Origin of the sequence: Streptomyces nymphaeiformis (assembly GCF_014203895.1) — a bacterium.
Taxonomy (GTDB): Bacteria; Actinomycetota; Actinomycetes; order Streptomycetales; family Streptomycetaceae; genus Streptomyces; species Streptomyces nymphaeiformis.
Genome location: NZ_JACHJY010000003.1, coordinates 561,120 through 580,130, shown reverse-complemented (window position 1 = coordinate 580,130; position 19,011 = coordinate 561,120). Strand labels below are relative to the sequence as shown.

At 73.8% G+C, this 19,011-nt stretch carries 16 protein-coding genes; 8 read left to right on the top strand and 8 right to left on the bottom strand.

Translation table 11 applies throughout. From position 1 onward, the window contains the following. Window positions 1-7: 7 nt before the first annotated feature. The 5 genes from GGE06_RS12660 to GGE06_RS12640 are packed head-to-tail and all read right to left on the bottom strand — an operon-like array spanning window position 8 to window position 8,013. Window positions 8-1,159 carry an endo-1,3-alpha-glucanase family glycosylhydrolase gene (locus GGE06_RS12660; protein ID WP_184930868.1) on the bottom strand — a complete coding sequence of 384 codons (1,152 nt, stop codon included), beginning with the start codon at window positions 1,157-1,159 and terminating at the stop codon, window positions 8-10. Continuing rightward, a complete protein-coding gene (locus tag GGE06_RS12655) occupies window positions 1,156-2,301 on the bottom strand; it encodes a hypothetical protein (RefSeq protein WP_116162588.1) in 1,146 nt (381 codons plus the stop codon). The genes GGE06_RS12660 and GGE06_RS12655 overlap by 4 nt, the downstream gene beginning before the upstream one ends. Further along, window positions 2,298-3,707 carry an alkaline phosphatase family protein gene (locus GGE06_RS12650; RefSeq protein WP_184930867.1) on the bottom strand — a complete coding sequence of 470 codons (1,410 nt, stop codon included), beginning with the start codon at window positions 3,705-3,707 and terminating at the stop codon, window positions 2,298-2,300. Before GGE06_RS12650 ends, GGE06_RS12655 begins: the two co-directional genes overlap by 4 nt. Continuing rightward, the gene (locus GGE06_RS12645; RefSeq protein ID WP_184930866.1) at window positions 3,704-5,356 is read right to left on the bottom strand and encodes an ArnT family glycosyltransferase; all 1,653 of its coding nucleotides are present in this window, start codon (window positions 5,354-5,356) and stop codon (window positions 3,704-3,706) included. The genes GGE06_RS12650 and GGE06_RS12645 overlap by 4 nt, the downstream gene beginning before the upstream one ends. Window positions 5,357-5,364: 8 nt before the next feature. Next, window positions 5,365-8,013: a glycosyltransferase gene (locus tag GGE06_RS12640; RefSeq protein ID WP_184930865.1), complete on the bottom strand. Its 2,649-nt coding sequence runs from the start codon at window positions 8,011-8,013 to the stop codon at window positions 5,365-5,367. A 189-nt stretch (window positions 8,014-8,202) separates the two neighbouring features. On the opposite strand from GGE06_RS12640, the gene GGE06_RS12635 reads away from it, so the two are divergent. The 4 genes from GGE06_RS12635 to GGE06_RS12620 all read left to right on the top strand — a co-directional run bounded on the left by GGE06_RS12635 (window position 8,203) and on the right by GGE06_RS12620 (window position 12,982). Next, entirely contained in the window at window positions 8,203-9,039 is an 837-nt protein-coding gene (locus GGE06_RS12635) for a TetR/AcrR family transcriptional regulator (protein WP_184930864.1), read from the top strand. 144 nt (window positions 9,040-9,183) lie between these two features. Further along, window positions 9,184-10,482 carry an esterase/lipase family protein gene (locus GGE06_RS12630; RefSeq protein ID WP_184930863.1) on the top strand — a complete coding sequence of 433 codons (1,299 nt, stop codon included), beginning with the start codon at window positions 9,184-9,186 and terminating at the stop codon, window positions 10,480-10,482. Between the two features lie 26 nt (window positions 10,483-10,508). Next, the gene (locus tag GGE06_RS12625; protein WP_116162600.1) at window positions 10,509-11,534 is read left to right on the top strand and encodes an alpha/beta fold hydrolase; all 1,026 of its coding nucleotides are present in this window, start codon (window positions 10,509-10,511) and stop codon (window positions 11,532-11,534) included. Continuing rightward, window positions 11,531-12,982, top strand: a complete 1,452-nt coding sequence (locus GGE06_RS12620) for a carboxylesterase/lipase family protein (protein WP_116162602.1) — start codon at window positions 11,531-11,533, stop codon at window positions 12,980-12,982. Before GGE06_RS12625 ends, GGE06_RS12620 begins: the two co-directional genes overlap by 4 nt. 6 nt (window positions 12,983-12,988) lie before the next feature. Here GGE06_RS12620 and GGE06_RS12615 read toward each other — a convergent pair whose 3' ends face one another. Beyond that, window positions 12,989-13,750 (bottom strand): enoyl-CoA hydratase-related protein, encoded by a 762-nt coding sequence (locus GGE06_RS12615; protein ID WP_184930862.1) that lies wholly within the window; start codon window positions 13,748-13,750, stop codon window positions 12,989-12,991. 116 nt (window positions 13,751-13,866) lie between these two features. On the opposite strand from GGE06_RS12615, the gene GGE06_RS12610 reads away from it, so the two are divergent. Continuing rightward, window positions 13,867-15,201, top strand: coding sequence for an aminotransferase-like domain-containing protein (locus tag GGE06_RS12610; RefSeq protein WP_184930861.1), 1,335 nt, complete (start codon window positions 13,867-13,869; stop codon window positions 15,199-15,201). A 199-nt stretch (window positions 15,202-15,400) separates the two neighbouring features. On the opposite strand, the gene GGE06_RS12605 is transcribed toward GGE06_RS12610, so the two are convergent. Next, complete coding sequence (locus GGE06_RS12605) at window positions 15,401-15,964, bottom strand: DUF1707 SHOCT-like domain-containing protein (protein ID WP_116162608.1); 564 nt, start codon at window positions 15,962-15,964, stop codon at window positions 15,401-15,403. Further along, window positions 15,961-16,590, bottom strand: a complete 630-nt coding sequence (locus GGE06_RS12600) for a TetR/AcrR family transcriptional regulator (protein ID WP_116162610.1) — start codon at window positions 16,588-16,590, stop codon at window positions 15,961-15,963. The genes GGE06_RS12605 and GGE06_RS12600 overlap by 4 nt, the downstream gene beginning before the upstream one ends. Before the next feature lie 160 nt (window positions 16,591-16,750). On the opposite strand from GGE06_RS12600, the gene GGE06_RS12595 reads away from it, so the two are divergent. The 3 genes from GGE06_RS12595 (at window position 16,751) to GGE06_RS12585 (ending at window position 18,980) form a co-directional block, all read left to right on the top strand. Beyond that, window positions 16,751-17,530, top strand: a complete 780-nt coding sequence (locus GGE06_RS12595; RefSeq protein WP_116162612.1) for a class I SAM-dependent methyltransferase — start codon at window positions 16,751-16,753, stop codon at window positions 17,528-17,530. A 144-nt stretch (window positions 17,531-17,674) separates the two neighbouring features. Beyond that, the gene (locus tag GGE06_RS12590; protein WP_147321118.1) at window positions 17,675-18,220 is read left to right on the top strand and encodes a hypothetical protein; all 546 of its coding nucleotides are present in this window, start codon (window positions 17,675-17,677) and stop codon (window positions 18,218-18,220) included. Window positions 18,221-18,476: 256 nt separating this feature from the next. Further along, window positions 18,477-18,980 (top strand): hypothetical protein, encoded by a 504-nt coding sequence (locus GGE06_RS12585; protein ID WP_184930860.1) that lies wholly within the window; start codon window positions 18,477-18,479, stop codon window positions 18,978-18,980. Window positions 18,981-19,011 lie beyond the last annotated feature (31 nt).

Here is a 19,011-nt window from a genome sequence, read left to right as displayed (position 1 = left end):
CCGCTCCTCAAGGGCCCGTCTCCCGCCCCTCGGCGGGGGCGGGCCCGCTCCTCCGCGCGGCGCGCAGCCGGCGCACCGCGAGCGGGGTGATCAGCAGCATGGGCGCGGCCAGACCGGCGAACGCCCAGTAGGCGCGCGAGGGGTCGGCCCCGGGGGCGGACCGGTGGGGGACGTCCCCCGACCCGCCGGGGTCGGTCCGGGACACGGCGGTCGCCCGGACGCCCCGCAGGTCGCGCAGCACCTGGAGGTAGCGGTCCCCGTAGGCGCGGGAGGGCTCGACGTAGGTGTTCTCGGAGAACTCGTTCCAGCTGATCAGGCCGATCGCGTCCGGCGCGGAGCGGAGCGCCGCGTCGTACTCGGCGGTCAGGGTCGCACCGTCCCGGCGCGGGACGGGCTTGGTGCCCCCGACGAGCCGCGCGTCGAAGCCGGGCGCGCAGGGGGCCAGCCAGATCTTGTGGTCGGCGTGCACCGCCCGGCCCATGTCCACGAGTTTGGCGGCGTAGCCGGGGGTGGCCTCCGGGTCGGCGGAGGACCAGTAGTAGGCGTCGCCGTCGGTGACGTCGGCGATCCGGCGGTAGCCGTCGACGTTCTTCTCGCTGGCCAGGACCTTCAGGTCGCCGCGGACGGCGGAGGTGACGCGGGCGACGTCGTCGTGGGAGTACTGCCAGGTGCCGCTCCAGACGGTCAGCGGGCGGCCGCCGACGCGCAGCATCGCCGGGCTGTCGGCGAAGTGGTCGCGGAAGTACCGGAAGTCGGCGGCGACCTGCGCGACGGGCAGCGGGCGGCGGTAGAAGTCCAGGCTCTGGTAGATCATGGCGAGCTTGAAGTGCCTGGCCTCGGCGGCGTCGACGAGCTTGCGCAGCCGCCGGTCGTTCACGGTGCCCTGCTTCCACCCGACGACGAACCCGTCGATCCCCGCGGACTGGGCCTCGGCGATCTGGCGGTCGATCACCTGCGGGTCGTCGCTGGAGTACGGGCCCGCGAGCGGAAGGTCGGTCTTGGCCCGCTGCCAGGAACCGGGGCTGAACCACTGGTAGTAGTACGCGAGGAGCGGCGGATCGGACGGGTCGCCCGCGGGGGCGGCGGGCGGGGGGCCGGGGGCGGCCGCGCCCGGCAGGCAGAGCGCGAGCGCGGCGAGGACCGCCCAGAACAGCCTCATCCGGCCGCCGCCCCGGGCGGGCTCCCGGACGGCTCCGGTCGCCGCGGTGGCACGTTCTCTTCCGTGGTCCCGGTGTCGGGCACCGGGTCCGCGGCGGTGCGGCGGGCCCGGCGTCGGAGACCCATCCGGATCGCGATCGGCAGTCCGACGAGCAGCAGGGCGGCGCCGCCGAGGACGAGCATGTCGGCCAGGCCGATCACCGTCACGTCGGCGGTGACGTTCTGGGACAGCTGGATCGTGCGCGGGCTGGTGGCCCCACCGGAGGCGTCGACGTCGACGGTGTACGGGCCGCGCGGCAGGTGGGTCAGGACGGCGGTGTGGTCCGGCCCGAGCGACGCGGTGTAGGTCTTCCCGCCGGGGCCGGTGACGGTGGCCTTCTGGCCGGTGGCGTAGCCGAACAGCGCGTCGTGGGCGGTGACGGTCAGGTCGTGGAAGGTGCCGGTGAGCGTCAGGTGCCGGTCGGGTCCGGGCCGGAAGCTCTGCCGCCCGGCGTCGGCGATCTCGGCGCCGTCGTAGACGAGGCTCCGCAGGGTGTAGTCGACCGGGACGGGCGTCAGGCGGCTGTCGCGGAAGACGGGCACGATGCCGTTCAGCCACGTGGTGCCGGTGGCGGACAGGTCGGAGGTGCGGGCGTCGGAGCCCCTGACCTTCACCGAGGAGACCAGGGACGGGTCCAGGGGCGCGCCGTGCTGGTCGGCGAACGAGACCGTCACGGGGTACTGGGCGGTGAACCCGGCCGTGACGGTGTAGTCGGCGCGCAGCGGCAGCCCGTCGACCCGGGTGCGGAACGTCTGGTCGGGGTCGCGCTGGCCGGCCCAGCGGGTGAAGCGGTAGCGGGCGTCCGGGGTGTCGACGGAGGTGTCGAGCAGCCGCAGCGACTGGGGGGCCGCGGTGTGGGCACCGGTGTACGAGGCGGTGCCGTCCGTGCCCGTGACGAGGGTGGTGCCGGCGAACTCCAGCCGGACCCCGGGAACGGCCGGGACGGTACGGAAGGTGACGGTCACGGGCGGGGCGCCGGCCTGCGGGCGGGTGGTCCCGGCGGTGGCGTGGCCGTGCACGGCGGGCCCGGCGGCGGCGAGCAGCAGAGCGGCGAGCAGGGCGAGGAGGGAGACGAGGTGCCGGCGGGCGCTACGGCGGTTCACGGCGTGCTCCCTTCCGGCGTCCTGGACGGCTCCTCCGGCGTGGCGGCCGGCTCGGCGGGTCCCGTGGCGGCCGTCGTCGCGGCGGAGCGCCTGCGGGCGGCGAGCACGGCGGTGCCGGCGACGATCAGCGCGGCCGCGCCGAGCGCCCCGCCGTAGATCCCGTACACGGGCGTCGCGTTCACCGGCCGCACGGCGGGCCGCGCGGTGGGGACGGCGAGGACTTCGGGCGACCGCGGAGCGGTGGAGAAGTCGAAGGCGGAGGCCAGACCGGTGGCGGAGGCGTCGCGCCCGCCGAGCGACCGCAGGTTCCAGTTGTCCTCGATGAACCGCAGCGCCGACGACGAGTCGAGCACCTGGTGGTCGACGCGCCCGGCCGGCGCGTAGGGGCTGACCAGGACGGCCGGTACGCGCAGACCGCGCGGGCCGTCGGCGGCGGCCGGCGGGGCCACGTGGTCGTACCAGCCGCCGGAGCCGTCGTAGCTCCACAGCAGGGCCGAGCTGTCCCAGTACCGGCTGAGGGCGAGCTGGGTGGCCAGCGAGCGGATGAGCTTCTGGCCGGGCGCGACGGACCGCGCGGAGGTCTCGGAGGAGCCGGTGCCCGCGATGTAGGCCACCGACGGCAGGGTGCCGTTGTCGAGGTCGCGGTAGTACTGGTCCAGGTCCACGATGTGCGAGGCGAGGGCGGGGTCGTCGACGAAGCGGGCGTGCCCGAGCAGCGGGACGCGCACGTGCTGGGTGGCGCCGGGCGCCCGGAAGTTCTCGGTGGGCCGGTAGTCCTCGACGTAGAACTTCCAGCTGACGCCCGCCTCCTCGAGCCGGTCGAAGATGGTGGGGCCGTCGGCCGCGGTGGCGGGGGCGGACCCCGAGACCCAGTAGGAGCGTTCGGCGGCGGTGCCGTACGGGACGGACGAGAAGAACCGGTCGAAGAGCACGTAGCGCTGGGCGGCGGCCCAGGAGAACGGCAGGTCCCGGGCGTCGTAGTGGCCCATCGCGGGCGTGCCGTCCCGGCCCTGCGTGGTGTACGCGGAGACGAAGCCGTCCATGCGCCCGCCGTTGATCTGCGCGGCGATGATGCTCCGGCTCGGGGAGAGCGGCGCGGGCGCCCGGTCGTGCAGGGCGTACGGCTTCACGCAGTCGGAGGCGGGACCGCCGGCGACGCGCGGCTGGCAGGTGCCGGCGGGGATCCCGTCGGCACCGGGGTACGTGCCGAAGTAGTTGTCGAAGGTGCGGGGGCCCTGCATCAGGTAGACGAAGTGCTGGATCGGAGTGGTCGCGCGGTGTTGCTCGGCGGCGGTGCCGGCGCCGGCGGCCGGGTCGGGGTCGGTGGCGGCCGCTGCCGAGGTGGGGCCGAGCAGCAGCGCCGCGCCGGCCAGCGCTGCCAGCAGACGGACGGTCGGCGACTTCATGACACACGCACCTGGTAGATGACGAAGACCGGAGTGGGCGTCGGGTCGGTGGACGACGCGGGGACCTTGAGGGCGGAGGTGTAGACGGCGGTGCCGTGGTACTTCTCCACCAGCTGCCGGATCTTCTCGCCGTAGAAGGGGGCGCGGTGGGAGGTGTACGAGTCCCAGACGAGGTACTGGAACTCGCCGTCCCGCAGCGCACGGTCGGGGTTGGGCACCGGCGTGTACGAGGGGTTGCGGTGGAGCCGGTTGACGCTCACCGAGAGCGCCGAGACGGGCTTGCCCCCGTAGAACTGGAGCACGTTGGCGGTCGAGGGGCCGGCGGCGAGCAGCTGTGCCCCGGAGGGCACGTGCTCGCGCACCCACCGGCCGGCCTCGCGGCCGCCCGGCAGACCGCCGGAACCGGCGAGGAACCTGCCGTTCGGGGCGGTGGTGACGCGGTCCGCCGAGGAGACGGCGAGGGAGGCCGCGACGGCGAGGGCGACGACGACGGCGCCGGCGGCGGCCAGGGTGCGGGGCCGCAGCTTCCCGCCCCACCGCAGCCGGCCGGGCCGCGGCCGGAGTTCGGCGAGGGCGCTCAGCGAGCGGCCCGCCAGCACCGCGAGCGGCGGAGTGATCGCCAGCAGGTACGGGAACCCCTTCACGGGCCACAGGGTGAAGAACAGCACGGGCGCCGCGATCCAGCACAGCAGCAGACCCTCGCGCCAGCCGTTGCGCCGCCGCAGCACGACGAGGCCGGCCACGGCGGCCGCGAGCGTGACCCAGCCGACGGCCTGCGGCACGGTGGCCGCGTAGAAGCCCATCGAGTGGTTGGCGCGCCGGAACAGCTGCCACTGCAGGTAGTTCTGTCCCGTGGTGCGGTGCCCGGCCAGTGACACCGCGAGCGGGAAGGCGGCGACGACGAGGGCGAGGACGCCCGTGGCGAGCAGCGCGTGCCGCAGCCGCATCCGCACCGAGCGGCAGAGCACGAAGAAGACGTACAGGCCGCAGACCAGGACCAGCGCCGTCTCCTTGGAGAGCGTCGCGGCGCCCAGCGCCCCCGCGGCGGCGAGCAGCCAGGCCAGTCCGTCGAGGCCGCTCTGCACGTACCGGACGACGCAGTACAGCGCGACCGTGGCGCACAGCGTCATCAGCCCGTCGAGCAGCACCTGACGGGTCACCACCACGTGGTACGGCATGACGGCGAGCAGCAGCGCCGCGGCGAGCCCCGCCGCGCGGCCGTACAGCCTCCGGGCGAGGAGGTACGTGACGGCGACGGTCACGACGCCGATGGCGGCGGCGACGGCGCGCGCGGTGAAGTCGTCGGTGCCGCCGCGCAGGAACAGCGACAGGAAGCCGGTGAACAGCACGGGGTGGGCGCGGAAGACGGGGAAGACCGCCTGCATGGCCGGGTCGCCGGCGAGGGAGGCGGCGGTGCCGGTGTAGACGGCCTCGTCGCTGTTGAAGCCGGTCTCGGTGAGCTGCCAGAACCGCAGGAACGTGGCCAGGGCGAGGATGGCCGTGAGCGGCAGGGCGCTGCGCACGGCCCAGTGGGCGGCGCGGCGCCGGCGGTCGTCACGGGGGGCCCGGCGGGCCGGGGCCCCGGCCGTCGTCGGCGGACTGCCGCCGGCGAGCCGCGAGCCGGTGTCGGTGTCCGAGGGGGAGGGCACGGGGCGGATCATGGCGTCTTCCCGCCGGCGTCGTTCTCACGGGACGCGCCGGAGTCGGACCGGAGGGTGGTGTACGGGGGCAGGGCGCCGGAGCGCATCGGCAGGGGCGGCGCGCCCTCCGGTGCCTCCGGTTCCCAGTGCGGCCACGGGTGCCCGTCGGCCGCGGGAACCGGGCGGCCGTTGGTCGGCGGCCGGTCCGCGGCGAGCAGCCGGGGTATCTCGTCGGCCCAGCCGAAGCGGTCGGAGGCCAGGACACGGGAACGCACGCCGGAGAGGAAGCCGGTCAGGACCTCCCGCTCGCGGCTGCGCAGCTGGGCGTGGTCGAGCCCGGCGACGGTGATGGCGGGGGCGAAGTACCGGAAGGGCGGGAAGCCGTACGCGTCCTCGGTGTTGACGAGCAGCCGGCTGACGGTGTCCTCGTGGCCGAGGTCGCTCAGCCGGGGCGCGCCGCGCTCGATGACGAACAGCTCGGTCACCTTGACGGCGCTGCTCAGCCGGCAGGACACGAGCCGGTCGACGGCGTACTTCGGCGGGGGCACGAGGATCTGCGTGACGGCGTTGACGCTCATGATGGGCAGGTTGTGGCGGGCAAGGGTGAAGGCGAAGGAACGGCCTTCCTTGGAGTGCAGGCGGCTCTGCCGCTGCAGCCGGTGCCATTCGTGCGGGGTCAGGTCGTCGGAGCGCACGGCGTGCAGGGTGTGCGCGCTGATGGTGAGCGGCTTCGGGAAGCACAGGGCGTTGCCGTGGGCGTCGACGACGGTCATGTCGTCGGACAGGAAGCGTCCCTCGTGCTCGCTGAGCAGCCGCAGGACGGTGGACGTCTTCCCGGTGTCGGTCAGCGCGGAGAGCATCACGCCGGTGCCGCCCAGCTCGACGCAGGCGGAGTGCAGGAGCATCCGGCCGCGGGCGACGAGCACGAAGCGGAGCAGCGCCTCCAGGACGTTGGTGTAGACGACGTGCGGGGAGCGGGCCAGGAAGGGGCTGACGAGGACGGCGATGGGGTCGCCGATGTCGACGCGGAAGTTGGCGCCGAGGCGGCCGAGCTGCTCCTCGTACTGCACGGTGGTGGGCTGCGGTGCGCCGCGGCCGGGGATCTCGGTCATGACCGCGCGGTGGCGGGGGAACCGGCGGCCGACGTCGCCGACCCGGACGGTGATGTCGCAGGAGTCCGGCGGCACCCACTGGGCGCGGAAGAACTCCAGCTCGGGCAGGCGGATCTGGGAGCCGATGGTGACGGTGCCGGCGATGTCGTACCGGTAGGTGAGGTACCGGGGGCGCTTGGGGTGGCCGGCGGAGGACTTGGGCTCGGGGGCGGGGGCGGTGGCCTGCGAGGCGGCTTGAGCGGTGGCCTGCGCGGTGGCGGCGGGCTTCGGGGTTCCGGGAGGGACGGAGCCGGGGGCGACGAGCACGCGCACGGGGTCGCGGCGGGCTCCGTGGTCACGGGGACCCCGGTAGATGACCAGGTCGCTGAAGAGGAACCGGGCCACGAAGAGGGCGACGAGGCTGACGACGTTGGCGGTGAGCAGACCCATGCCGGTGTGGAGCAGCCACTCCAGGAAGGGCAGCCGGCCGAGCAGCAGCAGGTTGTTCAGCGCGAGGAAGGCGAGGCCGCGCATGAGGACCGCGCGTCGGCCGCCGCCCCGGCCGCCGTGGTAGACGAGCGTCTCCAGGAGGGCGAAGTTCCAGAGGGACGACACCTGGGTGGCGAGCGTGGCGCTGACGAGGTGCTGGACGCCGGCGACGGTGTGGAAGAACCACAGTGCCGCGGTGTTGACGGCGATGCCGCTGACGCCGATGAGCCCGAAGGCCAGGAACCGGGCGGTGGCGCTCATGCCGGGGCGGCCCGGTCCGGCGTGGCGGCCTGACTCGGTGCGCCCCGTGGCGCCGGGCCGGCGCAGCCGTGCCAGATGCCTCAGGAACCGCAGCCCTTCGCGCAGCGAGGCCTTGGAGGTGCCGGCCGCGCGGGGTGCGAAGCGGTAGGAGACCTCGGCCACGCGGGCGCCGGGGTGTCTCACGAGCAGTTCGAGGAGGACCTTGAAGCCGAGGGGGCTGAGCCGGTCCAGGTCGATCGCGGCGGTGCGGAAGGCGAAGAGCCCGCTCATGGGGTCGCTGACGCCCGCGAGCCGGTGCGGGAAGACCGCCTTGGTGACGAGGGTGCTGCCGCGGGAGACGAGCCGGCGGATCGGCCCGTCGAGCCCGTCACCCGTCGAACCGGATCCCGCGTAGCGAGTGCCGACGACGATGTCGACGCCGTGGCCCAGGGCGGTGCGGGCGAGCGCGGCGGCCGCCTCCGGGGGGTGCTGGAGGTCGGCGTCCATGACCAGGGCCCATTCGCCCCGGGCGTGGCGCGCGCCCGCGAGGACGGCTCCCGCGAGGCCGCCCTCCCGGGCGTCCTTCTCCCGGTGGAGCATGCGGACCGGCATCCTGCAGTCCCGCGCGTGCCGTGCGGCCGTCTCCGGCGTGTCGTCGTCGCTGTCGTCGACGAACAGGATCTCGGCGGGCAGACCGTCGAAGGCCGGTTCCAGGGCGCGCAGCAGCAGCGGTACGGATTCACGCTCGTTGCGCGTCGGGACGACGAGGGTCAGACGGGGCCGGACGAGCGTGTGCGGGCCGTTGAGCTCGGAGCACTCGGTGCGGGGGATGCGGTTGCCATCCATGTCAGCGGCCTCCAGCGGGGACCGGGCAGCTGTGCTGTCGCCGTACGTCTACGTTTTAAACATACATATTGCTCCGAGGTGTCCTGCCTGTCAATGAATGTCCACTTACACGGTAAACGTATGGGTTAGGGGTCATTCGGATATAGTCGGGAGCAGTCGCAGGTGCGACGACGAGCCCGGAGGCGCGCCATGGCCAGCAGTACCCAGCCGGACCGCAGGAAGGTGGACATCGGCCACGCCACGGAGCGCCGCCGGGGCCGGCGCCGGCTGAGCCGCGAACGGGTGCTCGCCGCCGCCCTCGACCTGGTGGACCACGAGGGCCTGTCCGCCCTGAGCATGCGACGGGTCGCCGCCGAGCTCGACGTCGAGGCGATGGCCCTGTACCGCTACGCCCCCAGCAAGGACGCGCTCCTGGACGGTCTCGTCGAGCAGCTCTACACCGAGCTGTACGAGGACCTCGCCCGCGAGGAGCCCGCCCCCCTCGGCCAGGCCGCCGACCTGCCCGAATGGCGTGCCGAGCTGCTCCGCGGCGCCTGCGCCCTGTACCGGATCGCCCTCGCCCACCCGCACGTCGTGCCCCTGCTCGCCACCCGGCTGCTCGCCGTCCCGCTGGCCCGCCGCCCCCTCGCCGTCCTCCAGGCCCACGAGCGCGTCCTGACCCTCCTCGACCGCGCCGGGCTCGACGAACAGGGCGTGGTCACCGCCTACCGGGCGGTCACCGGATGGGTGCTCGGCTACATCTTCAGCGACCTGCGGGCCATGGTCGAGAACCCCGACGAGCCCGATCCCGCCTTCCGCCTGGGCCTGCACCTGATGCCGGCCCGCGAGCTCCCCCGGCTGCGGGAGACCGCGCCCGCCATGGCCGAGAAGGGCGGCTACCAGGAGCTCACGGACGGCCTCGACGCGCTGCTCGACGGCATCCTGGCGGCACACGCGGCGCGCGCGGCGAAGGAGGGCCCCGCACGGGACGGCGGCCCGGCGTCCGCGTCCACGTCCGACGACGAGGCCCGACCCGACACCGTATAGGGATCCCTCATGAGCACCTCTCGCTTTGTGTGGCGTGACCACATGCCCCGCTGACCTCCCGCCCGCCTAACGTGTGCAGCTCCCGGTGCCAGGACGGGCACCGGGAGGACGCGCCGAGGGCGCACGAGTGGGGGAGGCCGGAGCATGGCCGACGACAGACGGAGTCCGGGGAGCCCGTGGCGACGGCGCGCAGCCCGGGTCCTCGCGGTGGTGGGGGTCCTCGCGGCCGCCCTGACGGCGCCGCCCGCGACCGCCGCCACGCCGCCCCCGTACCTCACCCTGGAGGCGGGCTACGGAGCCGGCACCGTCACCAACGGCTGGGAGAAGGTCGAGCGCTACCTCGACACGACCAGCGGATTCCGCACCGAGGGCTACCCGGCGGACGGCCGCGGTGACCAGGACGGCAAGCGCGTCACGTACTTCGGCGGCGTCTCCCGGCCCTCCTCCGCCCGGTTCCTGCTGTACTCGGCCCCCGGCTGGAACACCGGCAGCCGCACCACGCCCGTCCTCCTCGTGCACGGGGCGAACGACACCGCGGACCGCGCCTGGGCCAACCCCGGCGAATCGGGCGGCTACGGCTGCGGCGCCGCGTCCTGCCCGTCCACCGGACTCATGCAGTACCTCGCCGGGCGCGGCCACCGCGTCTTCGCCGTCGGTTTCGCGCACAAGCAGGGCGACAACCTCATGCAGGCGCAGATCGTCGGCGACGCGATCGCCGTCATCAAGGCGAAGCTCGGCGTCGACAAGGTCGACCTCGTCGGCTGGAGCAAGGGCCAGATGTCGACCCGCGCGTACGTCTCCTCCCTGAAGCCCGCCTGGGGGCGCCCGTACGCCGGCGACGTCCGCCGCCTCGTCACCCTCGGCGGCCCCAACGGCGGCTACGACTACCCGTACGCCCACGGCTGGGCCCACGACTTCTCCATCTGGCCGGAGTGCGGCGGCAAGATCAACGCACCCTCCCCGCACTCCCACATGACCTGCTACGGCCTCTACACCGCACACCCCGAGTTCTCCATGACCCCGGCCGGCGGCCAGGACAACTACCCCGGCCAGCGCCAGATGCTCGCCCGCTGGGACGGCGTGTACGGAGTCGACGGCGCCGCCCAGGACTGGTACACGACGTACTACGGCGGCCAGGGCTTCTACACCGCGGGCGCCGGCATCCAGGCCGCCATCGACGCCGGATCGCTCATCGGCCCGCTGCACAGCGCCGGTGTCCCCGCCTCCGTCACCACCTACCTGCTCGCCGGCGGATCCGCTGACGTCCTCGGCATCTTCAACGAGAACCGCGGCCCCAGCGACGGAGTCGTCTTCATCTCCAGCGCGCTCGACACCACCGGCATCCCCACCGTCGGCGGCACGGCCACCATCGCGACCGCCAACCACCTGGAACTGGGCTGGAACGGCACGGCCGCCGCCCAGGTCGCGACCTGGCTCTCCTGACGGACCAGAGGACAGGACCCCCGCACATGACCACGCTCCACACCCGCCGCGTCGCCACCGGCCGGCTCACCCAGCAGATCACCGAGGCCAGGACCGAGGGGGAACCCGTCGTCCTCGTCCACGGCAACGTCTCCTCCTCCGCGTTCTGGCACACCACCCTGACCGCGATCCCCGCCCCCTACCGCCCCCTCGCCGTCGACCTGCGCGGCTTCGGCGGCACCGACCCGCTGCCCGTCGACGCCACGCGCGGCCTGCGGGACTACGCCGACGACCTCCACGAGCTGCTCGCGGCCCTCGGCATCGAACGGGCCCACCTGGTCGGCTGGTCCATGGGCGGCGGCGTCGTCATGCAGTACCTGCGCGACCACCCGGCCGCGGTGCGCTCCCTGACCCTGGTCAGCCCCGTCTCCCCGTACGGCTTCGGCGGCACCCACGGCGTGGACGGCACCCTCAACTCCGCCGACGGGGCGGGCTCCGGCGGCGGCACGGCCAACCCGGACTTCGTCCGGCTGCTCGCCGAGGGCGACCGCGGCCAGGACTCCCCGACCTCACCGCGCACCGTCCTGACGACCTGCTACGTCAAGCCGCCGTTCCACACCGAGCACGAGGACGCCTACGTCGAGTCCATGCTCGCCACGAGCCTCGGCGACGACCACTACCCGGGCGACAGCACGACGTCGACCGCCTGGCCCGGCATCGCGCCCGGCACCCGCGGCGTCCTCAACTGCATGGCCCCGACCCACTTCCGCGTCGACGACCTGCACCTGATCGACCCCAAGCCGCCGGTCCTCTGGATCCGGGGCGAGGACGACGTCATCGTCTCGGACACCTCGATGTTCGACCTCGCGCACCTGGGCGCGATCGGCGCCGTGCCCGGCTGGGACGGCACCCCGGCGCAGCCGATGCTGGCGCAGACCCGCCACGTCCTCGACCGCTACGCGGCGGCCGGCGGCACGGTGCGGGAGGTCGCCGTGCCCGACGCCGGGCACGCCGTCCACCTCGAACGCCCCGAGGAGTTCGGCAAGGCGCTCCTGGAGGTCCTGTCGGCATGACGGTGTGCCGTACCCGGCAGGGGGAGGTCCGCGGCCGGACCTCCCCCGACGGAGTGAGCTCGTTCCTCGGCATCCCGTACGCCGTACCGCCCTTCGGCGCGCGGCGGTTCCGGGAGCCCGCCCCGCCCGAGCCCTGGACGGGCGTGCGCGACGCCACGGCCCACGGGCCGACGGCACCGCACGCCCCCTACGCCCCGCCCTTCGACGCCCTCATCCCGGAGAACGCGATCCCGGGGGAGGACTGCCTGAACCTCGGCATCTGGACCCCGGCCCCCGAGCCGGGCGCCGGCCTGCCCGTGATGGTGTGGCTGCACGGCGGGGCCTTCAGCAACGGCTCGGGCTCGGCATCCGGCTACGACGGGGCCGCCTTCGCCCGGGACGGCGTCGTCTGCGTCACGCTCAACTACCGCCTGGGAGCGGACGGTTTCCTGCACCTCCCGGGCCGCCCCGACAACCGGGGCCTGCTCGACCAGATCGCCGCGCTCCGCTGGGTCCGGGACAACATCGCCTCCTTCGGCGGCGACCCCGATCGGGTCACCGTCTTCGGCGAGTCGGCGGGCGCCATGGGCATCGGCGCCCTGCTGACCGGCGAAGCGGCCCGCGGCCTGTTCCACCGGGCGATCCTGCAGAGCGGAGCCTGCCACCACTTCCTCCGCCCGGCGTCGGCCCGGCTGATCGCGGCCCGCCTGGCGGAGAAACTGGGGATCGAACCGACCCCCGAAGCCTTCGAGGCCGTTCCCCTCCCGGAACTCCTCCCGGCACAGGCCGAGTTGCGTGCGGAGGTGGGCGCCGACCCGGACCCGGCGCGATGGGGCGAGGCCGTGCTCAACATGATGCCCTTCGAACCGGTCCTCCCGGGCCTCGCCCTCCCGGGCCCGGACTGCGGCGTCGACCTCCTGATCGGCAGCAACCGCGAGGAGTACCGCCTGTTCCTGGTGCCGACGCGCCGCCTCCACGTCTTCCCCGAGTCCTCGCTCCGCGCCATGACCGCGGCCTACGGCCTCGACCCGGACGAGGCACTCGCCGTCTACCGGGCCGCCCGCCCGGACGCCACGCCGGGCGAACTCCTCGACGCGGTCGCCACCGACTGGTTCTACCGGATCCCCGCCATCCGCCTCGCCGAGTCCGTCCCGGGCTCGTACCTCTACGAATTCGCCTGGCGCTCCCCGCAGTTCGACGGAGACCTCGGCGCCTGCCACGCGCTCGAACTGCCCTTCGTCTTCGACCGCCTCGACGACCCGTCGTACGGACCGCTGCTCGGCGCCGACCCGCCGCAGGCCCTCGCGGACGCCGTGCACGGAGCGTGGGTCTCCTTCGCGAAGACGGGCAGCCCCGGCTGGAAGGAGTACGACAGGACGAGCCGTACGACGATGACCTTCACGGGGGAGCCCGCACCGGTCGACGACCCTCGTGCACGGGAACGGCTGCTGTGGGAGGGCGTGCGCTGACGGGACCTAGCGGTCCAGGAAGCGCCGCAGTCCCGTCCGTACGCCCTCCGTGGGCACGGTGGCGGCGAAGCAGGCCGCCTCGACGGCGAGTCCCTCGTCGATCGGCAGGTTGATGCCCCGGGTGACCGCCCGCAGGCAGGCCGCCACGGCCGTCGGCGCGTGCCGGGTGATGCGGGAGGCCAGGTCCCGTGCGGCGTCGAGGAGTTCACCGGCGGGCACGACGGAGTTGACGAGGCCGATCTCGGCGGCGCGGGCGGCCGGGATCGGATCGCCCGTCAGGATCATCTCCAGGCCGCGCTTGCGGCCGACGTGGCGCGGCAGCCGCTGGGAACCCCCGAAGGGCGGCGGGAACCCGAGGGAGATCTCGGGCTTCGCGAAGGTCGCGTGCTCGGCGGCGACCGCGAGCGGCGCGGCCTCGGTGATCTCGCAACCACCCCCGTGCGCAAGGCCGTTGACCGCGACGATCACCGGCTTGGGGAACTCCTCGATGCGCCGGGTGAGCGTGTGCCCCCGGCGGACGAACTCCCGCAGCGCGCGCTCGGGCCCGCCCGCGATGCTGCCCGCCAGGGACGGGATGTCCGCGCCGGCGCTGAACGCCCTGCGTCCGGCGCCGGTCAGCACGACGGCCCGGACGCGGTCGTCGGCGTCGACGCGGTCCAGTTCGGTGAGGAGCGCGTCGATGGTCGGGTAGTCGAGGGCGTTGAGCTTGGGTTCCCTGTCGATGGTGATCGTGACGACGTGCTCGTCCCGCTCGCTGCGGACAGTCATGCCGGGTACTCCGATTCGCCTGGTGCGGACGGTCGCACCGAGGCTAGGAGTCCCGTTCCGGGACGATCCATCTATTGTCCTGGATACAAGTCCGTCCCGTCCGACGCAGGTGCCGCATGCGACCGCCCTCCTACAAAGCCGTCGTCGACGAGTTCGCCGCCGCGATCCGCTCCGGCGCGATCCCGGCGGGCGACCGGCTCCCGACCCACCGGGCGCTCGCCCGCGAGCGGCGGATCGCGCTGGCCACCGCCACCCGGGTCTACGCCGAACTCGCCGCCATGGGCCTGGTCGTGGGCGAGCCGGGCCGCGGGACCTACGTCCGCGAGCGGTCCGGCTACGACGGTCTCGAACCGTCGCGCGCGCTGCCGGTGCCCCGGGTGGCGGACCTGTCGTTCAACCAGCCCCTGGCCCCGGGGCAGACGGACCTGCTGCGGGAGGCCCTGAGCGCCCTCGCGGCGACCGGGGACGCCGAGGCGCTGCTGTACCAGCACCCGCCGGGCGGCCGCCGGCGCGACCGGGCCGTCGTGGCCACGTACCTCCTGGAGCGGGACATCGACACGGCGCCCCGGGACGTCGTGCTGACCGGCGGGACCCAGCAGGCGCTCGACGCCGTGCTGCGCGCGCTCACCCGGCCCGGCGACGTCCTCGCCGTCGACGCGCTCAGCTACCCGGGCGTCAAGCTCCTCGCCACCGCGCTCGGCCTCGAACTCGCCCCCGTCCCGGTCACCCCGACGGGCCCCGACCCCGACGCCCTCGACCGGCTCTGCCGCGACCGGTCCGTCCGCGCGGTGTACACGATGCCCACCGTGCACAACCCGCTCGGCTGGGTGCTCGACAGGGAGCGGCGCGAGCGGCTCGTCGCCGTCGCCCGGTCGCGGGACTGTCTGGTCGTCGAGGACGGCACGTACGCCTTCCTCGAACCGTCACCACCCCCGCCGCTGCGCACCCTCGCGCCCGAACGCACCTGTTATGTGGCCGGGTTGTCGAAGAACGTGGCCCCCGGACTGCGGTTCGGCTTCGCCGTGCTGCCCGGCGGCCTGGTGGAGGGGGTCACCCGGAGTCTTCGCGCGGCGGCCTGGGGAGCGCCGGGGCTCGTCACCGCGCTCGCCACCGGCTGGCTGGCCGACGGCACGGTGACGCGCCTGGAGCGGGCCCGCCGCGCGGACGCGGCCGCCCGGCAGGACATCGCCCGCGCCGCGCTCGCCGGCATGGACGTGACGGCCCACCCGGCCTCGTACACCGTCTGGCTCGGTCTGGAACCGCATCAGCGGCCCGACCACGTGGCGGCGGCGCTCGCGGAGGAGGGGATCCTCGTGTCCACCGCGGACGCCTTCGCCACCGGCCCCCACCGCCCCCGGGCCCTCCGGCTCGCGCTGGCCACACCACCCCCGGACGAACTCCGCGGCGCGCTGCACCGCCTCAGGACGACGATCGAGGCGATCCCGCCGTGATGTGCGGGCTCTTTCGGGCGGCCCGGCAGCGGTCCCGGACCTCGGGGCGCAGCTGCGCCGGCGCCCCCTCGTACCGCCACTCCCGCGGCGCGCCCACGGCGCCGTCGAGGCCGTCGGTTCCCGGTGTGCCGAGCGCGATCGCCGTACGCCGACGACACACCACGGCAGCGGCGGTCCGCACCCGGTTTCCGGGGCGGTGTCACTTCCTGGTGCGGGTGACGACGGCTCCGAACAGCGCCAGGCCCTTGATCACGACGCGGGGCGTGCCCGGCTTCCCGATCCGCTTCGCGGCGCGCTTGTCGAAGACGCCGAAGAGCCCGAAGCCCTTCACCTCGACCTCGATGTCCTCCGGGACGACGATCCTGGTGCCGCCCCACAGGGCGACGGCGCGGATCTCGGTGTCCTGCTCGCTGAAGCGGGCCTCCGTGAGGTCGATCTTGCCGCCGCCCCACATCGACCAGACCGTCATGCGGGGCGGCACGACCCACGCGCCCTTCCGCTCGAAGCCGCCGAAGACGCCCGCGACGAAGCCGCCCGAGGTGGGGCGCCGGTCCACCACGAGCGCGTCGCGCGGGCCGGGCCTCGGCAGGCCTCGGCAGGCCTCCTCCAGGTCGCCCCGGGTCCGGGAGGCGTGCACCTCGTCGAGCCGCGTCGCCAGCTCGGCCAGCGGCAGCCGGCCGGTCTCGACGGCGGCCCGCAGCCGCTCCTCGGCGTCGGAACGCTCGCGGTCCGAGGCGAGGATGTCCAGGTCGTGCGCGGTCATGGGGTCGATCCTCCGATGTAGGCGGCGAGGACAGAGGACAGGGCGGTGCGATAGGCGGTGTCGTGCTCGGGCCGGTCGGGGTCGTGGCCGAGGTCGGTGAGCCAGTAGCGGCGGCCGAGGGCGTAGCCGTACGCGCCGGACATGGCCAGCAGGACGAGCTGCTCGATCCGCGACCGGTCGGGGCCCTCGGGCGGGGGGAGCACCGAGCGGACGCCCTCCTCGATCACGTCGACGAGGCGGGAGAGGTTCGTGGGGGAGTCGGGGGCGGCCCCGTCGTCCAAGGCGTGGAGCTGGGACCAGGTCCACAGCCGGACGTACCGCTCGTCGGCGAGGATCTCGAAGAGCACCTCGGTCATGCCGGTCGCGTACGGCACGCTGCCGTCGGCCCGCATCCGGGCGCGTACGAGCTCCCGCTTGCGTTCGTTCTCGCGCTCCAGGACGGCCCGCACGAGCGCGCGGTAGGTCCCGAAGTAGTGGGTGACGAGCCCGTGGGTCACCCCGGCCGCCTCGGCGACCCGGCGCAGTCCCACACCGTCCGGGCCGTGCCGGGCGATGAGCTCGGTGGCGGCGTCGAGGATCTCGGCGCGCGCCTCGTCCGGGGTGCGCCGGCGTCGTGCGGCGGGCATGGCCCTCCCCTGTTGTCAGAGTGGACAATATCTTGTTTTCCACTCTGACAACAAGCCCGGCCTCGGTCAACTCGCCCCGCGCCGAGCCCACATGACCTGTGGCGAAGCGCCGGGGCGAAAGGGTGGCCGAATCGCCGGGCGGACCGTTAACGTCGCCGCCATGGAGCAGAACGAACGTTTACGCCACGCCTCCTCGTTCGGTGCGGCGGCCGTGGCCTACGCCGAGCACCGCCCGGACTACGCGGATGCCGCGGTGGACTGGGCGCTCGCATCCGCGCCCGGCATGCGGGTCCTCGACCTCGGCGCCGGAACCGGCAAGCTCACCGCCACGCTCGCCGCGAGGGGCGCCGAGGTCGTCGCGGTCGAGCCCGACCCGGCGATGCTGGCCGAGCTGCGCCGCGCGCTGCCGGACGTGCGGGCCCTGCAGGGCGGCGCGGAGGCGATCCCGCTGCCGGACGGGTCGGTGGACGCCGTGGTGGCCGGCAACGCCATGCACTGGTTCGACATGGCCGTCGCGGGCCCCGAGATCGCCAGGGTCCTCGCACCCCGGGGTGTTCTGGCCGGCCTGTGGAACGTCATGGACGACGCGGTCGACTGGGTCGCCGGGCTCGCGCGGATCAGCGGGAGCGCGGTCATCGGTCCGCGTGACACCCCCGCCGCCTGGCGCGCCGCGACGACGGACATGCACCTCCCCGAAGGCGGCGGGGCCGCGTGCTTCGGCTCGCCGGAGCAGCGGACGTTCCCGCACGGACAGCGCCGTACCGCCGCATCCCTCGCGGCCACGCTCGCGACGCGGGCCGGGGTGCTCGTCATGCCGGAGCCCGAGCGCGGGGCCCTGCTCGGCCGCATCGGGGCGTTCCTCGCGGGTCGGCCGGAGACCGCCGACGGGGAGTTCACCCTTCCGATGCGGACCGGTGTGCTGCGCGTCGTCCGACTGTGAAGCATCCGTGGGGGCCGGGTGGTGATCGGTGGAAACCGATGGCCTGAACGGCTCGACGGAACGGCCTTCGATCATGGAAACTGATCGGCAACAGGCCTGAAAGTGGCCTGAGTTCATCACAAACTGACAAGTGCGGGGGAAAACATGGCAACACTGACTCGTCGTTGGTCGGCGCGCATAGCGGGCGTGATGGCCGGAGCGGCCCTGGTCGTCGGTGGCGCGACCGGCGTCTCGAACGCCGCCGTGACGCCGCCTCCCGGCCCGAGCCCGTTCGACGCCGTCGGCAACTACGGCGTCACCACGACGACGCACCCGGACACCGTGGGCTGTAACGGCTACAAGGTGGTCGGGTCGGGGACCGTCACCGGCAACCGGATCAACGGCACCGCCACCTGGTCGCAGACGGAGGACGCCTGCACCGCGACCGTCGCCGGGCAGTGGGACATCAACGGCAAGGTGACGATCACCCAGACCGACGGCTCCCACCTCTACTTCACCTACCACCTCAACGCGCCGCTGACCTCGGACACCATGGTCTACCCGACCGGGAAGTTCACGATCACCGGCGGGGACGGCGCCTTCGACGAGGCGGTCGGCAGCGGCAACATGAACGCCACCGTCAACCTGCTCGACAAGGCTCACGTCACCGCCAACCTGTCCGGCTCCATGGGCTTCCGCTGGCAGATCTGACCTGGGGTCACCCAGGGGCGGAAGACGGCTCGCCGCCGTCGGCCGCCGTCGCGGAGCCGGCCTCGTCGTCAGCGAGGCCGGCTCCGCTCTTCTGTGCGCGACGCACGTGTCGAACGTCTCGACGGAAGACTCCCCGATCGGGGAAGCTGTCCCCAACAGCCCTTCAATGGGGCGCAGTTGGGCAAGAGCCCACAAGTTCGGGGGAGAGAACATGGCAAGAGTCACGCGTCACTGGTCTGCGCGCATAGCGGGCGTGGTGGCCGGAACCCTACTGATCACCGGTGGCACGGTCGGCGTCACCTTCGCGGCCGAAACCAGCCCCTCGGCCGTCGTGGCCTACCTTCCCAGCGTCGAGATCACCAGCAACTTCGCGGTCGTCGCGACCCCGCACCCCGACACCGTGGGCTGCAACGGGTACAACGTGACCGGGGCGGGGACCTCCACCGGCAGGCCCGTCACCACCGCCACCTGGGCGCAGAAGGAGGTGGTGTGCACCGCGACGATCCCCGGCAAGTACGACATCAAGGGGACGGCGACGATGACCCAGCCCAACGGCGACCGCCTCGACATCAGCTACGCGCTCACCGCGCCGCTGACCTCGGACACCATGGTCTACCCCACCGGCACCTTCAAGATCACCGGCGGCACGGGCAACTACGAGTTCGCGGCCGGCAGCGGCAAGATGAACGCCCGCGTCAACCTGCTCGACCACGATCACGTCAGCAGCTCCCTGCTGGGGGAGATCCAGTACCTCGGCTGATCCCGCCATCCGATCGCGCACTCGCAAGGGG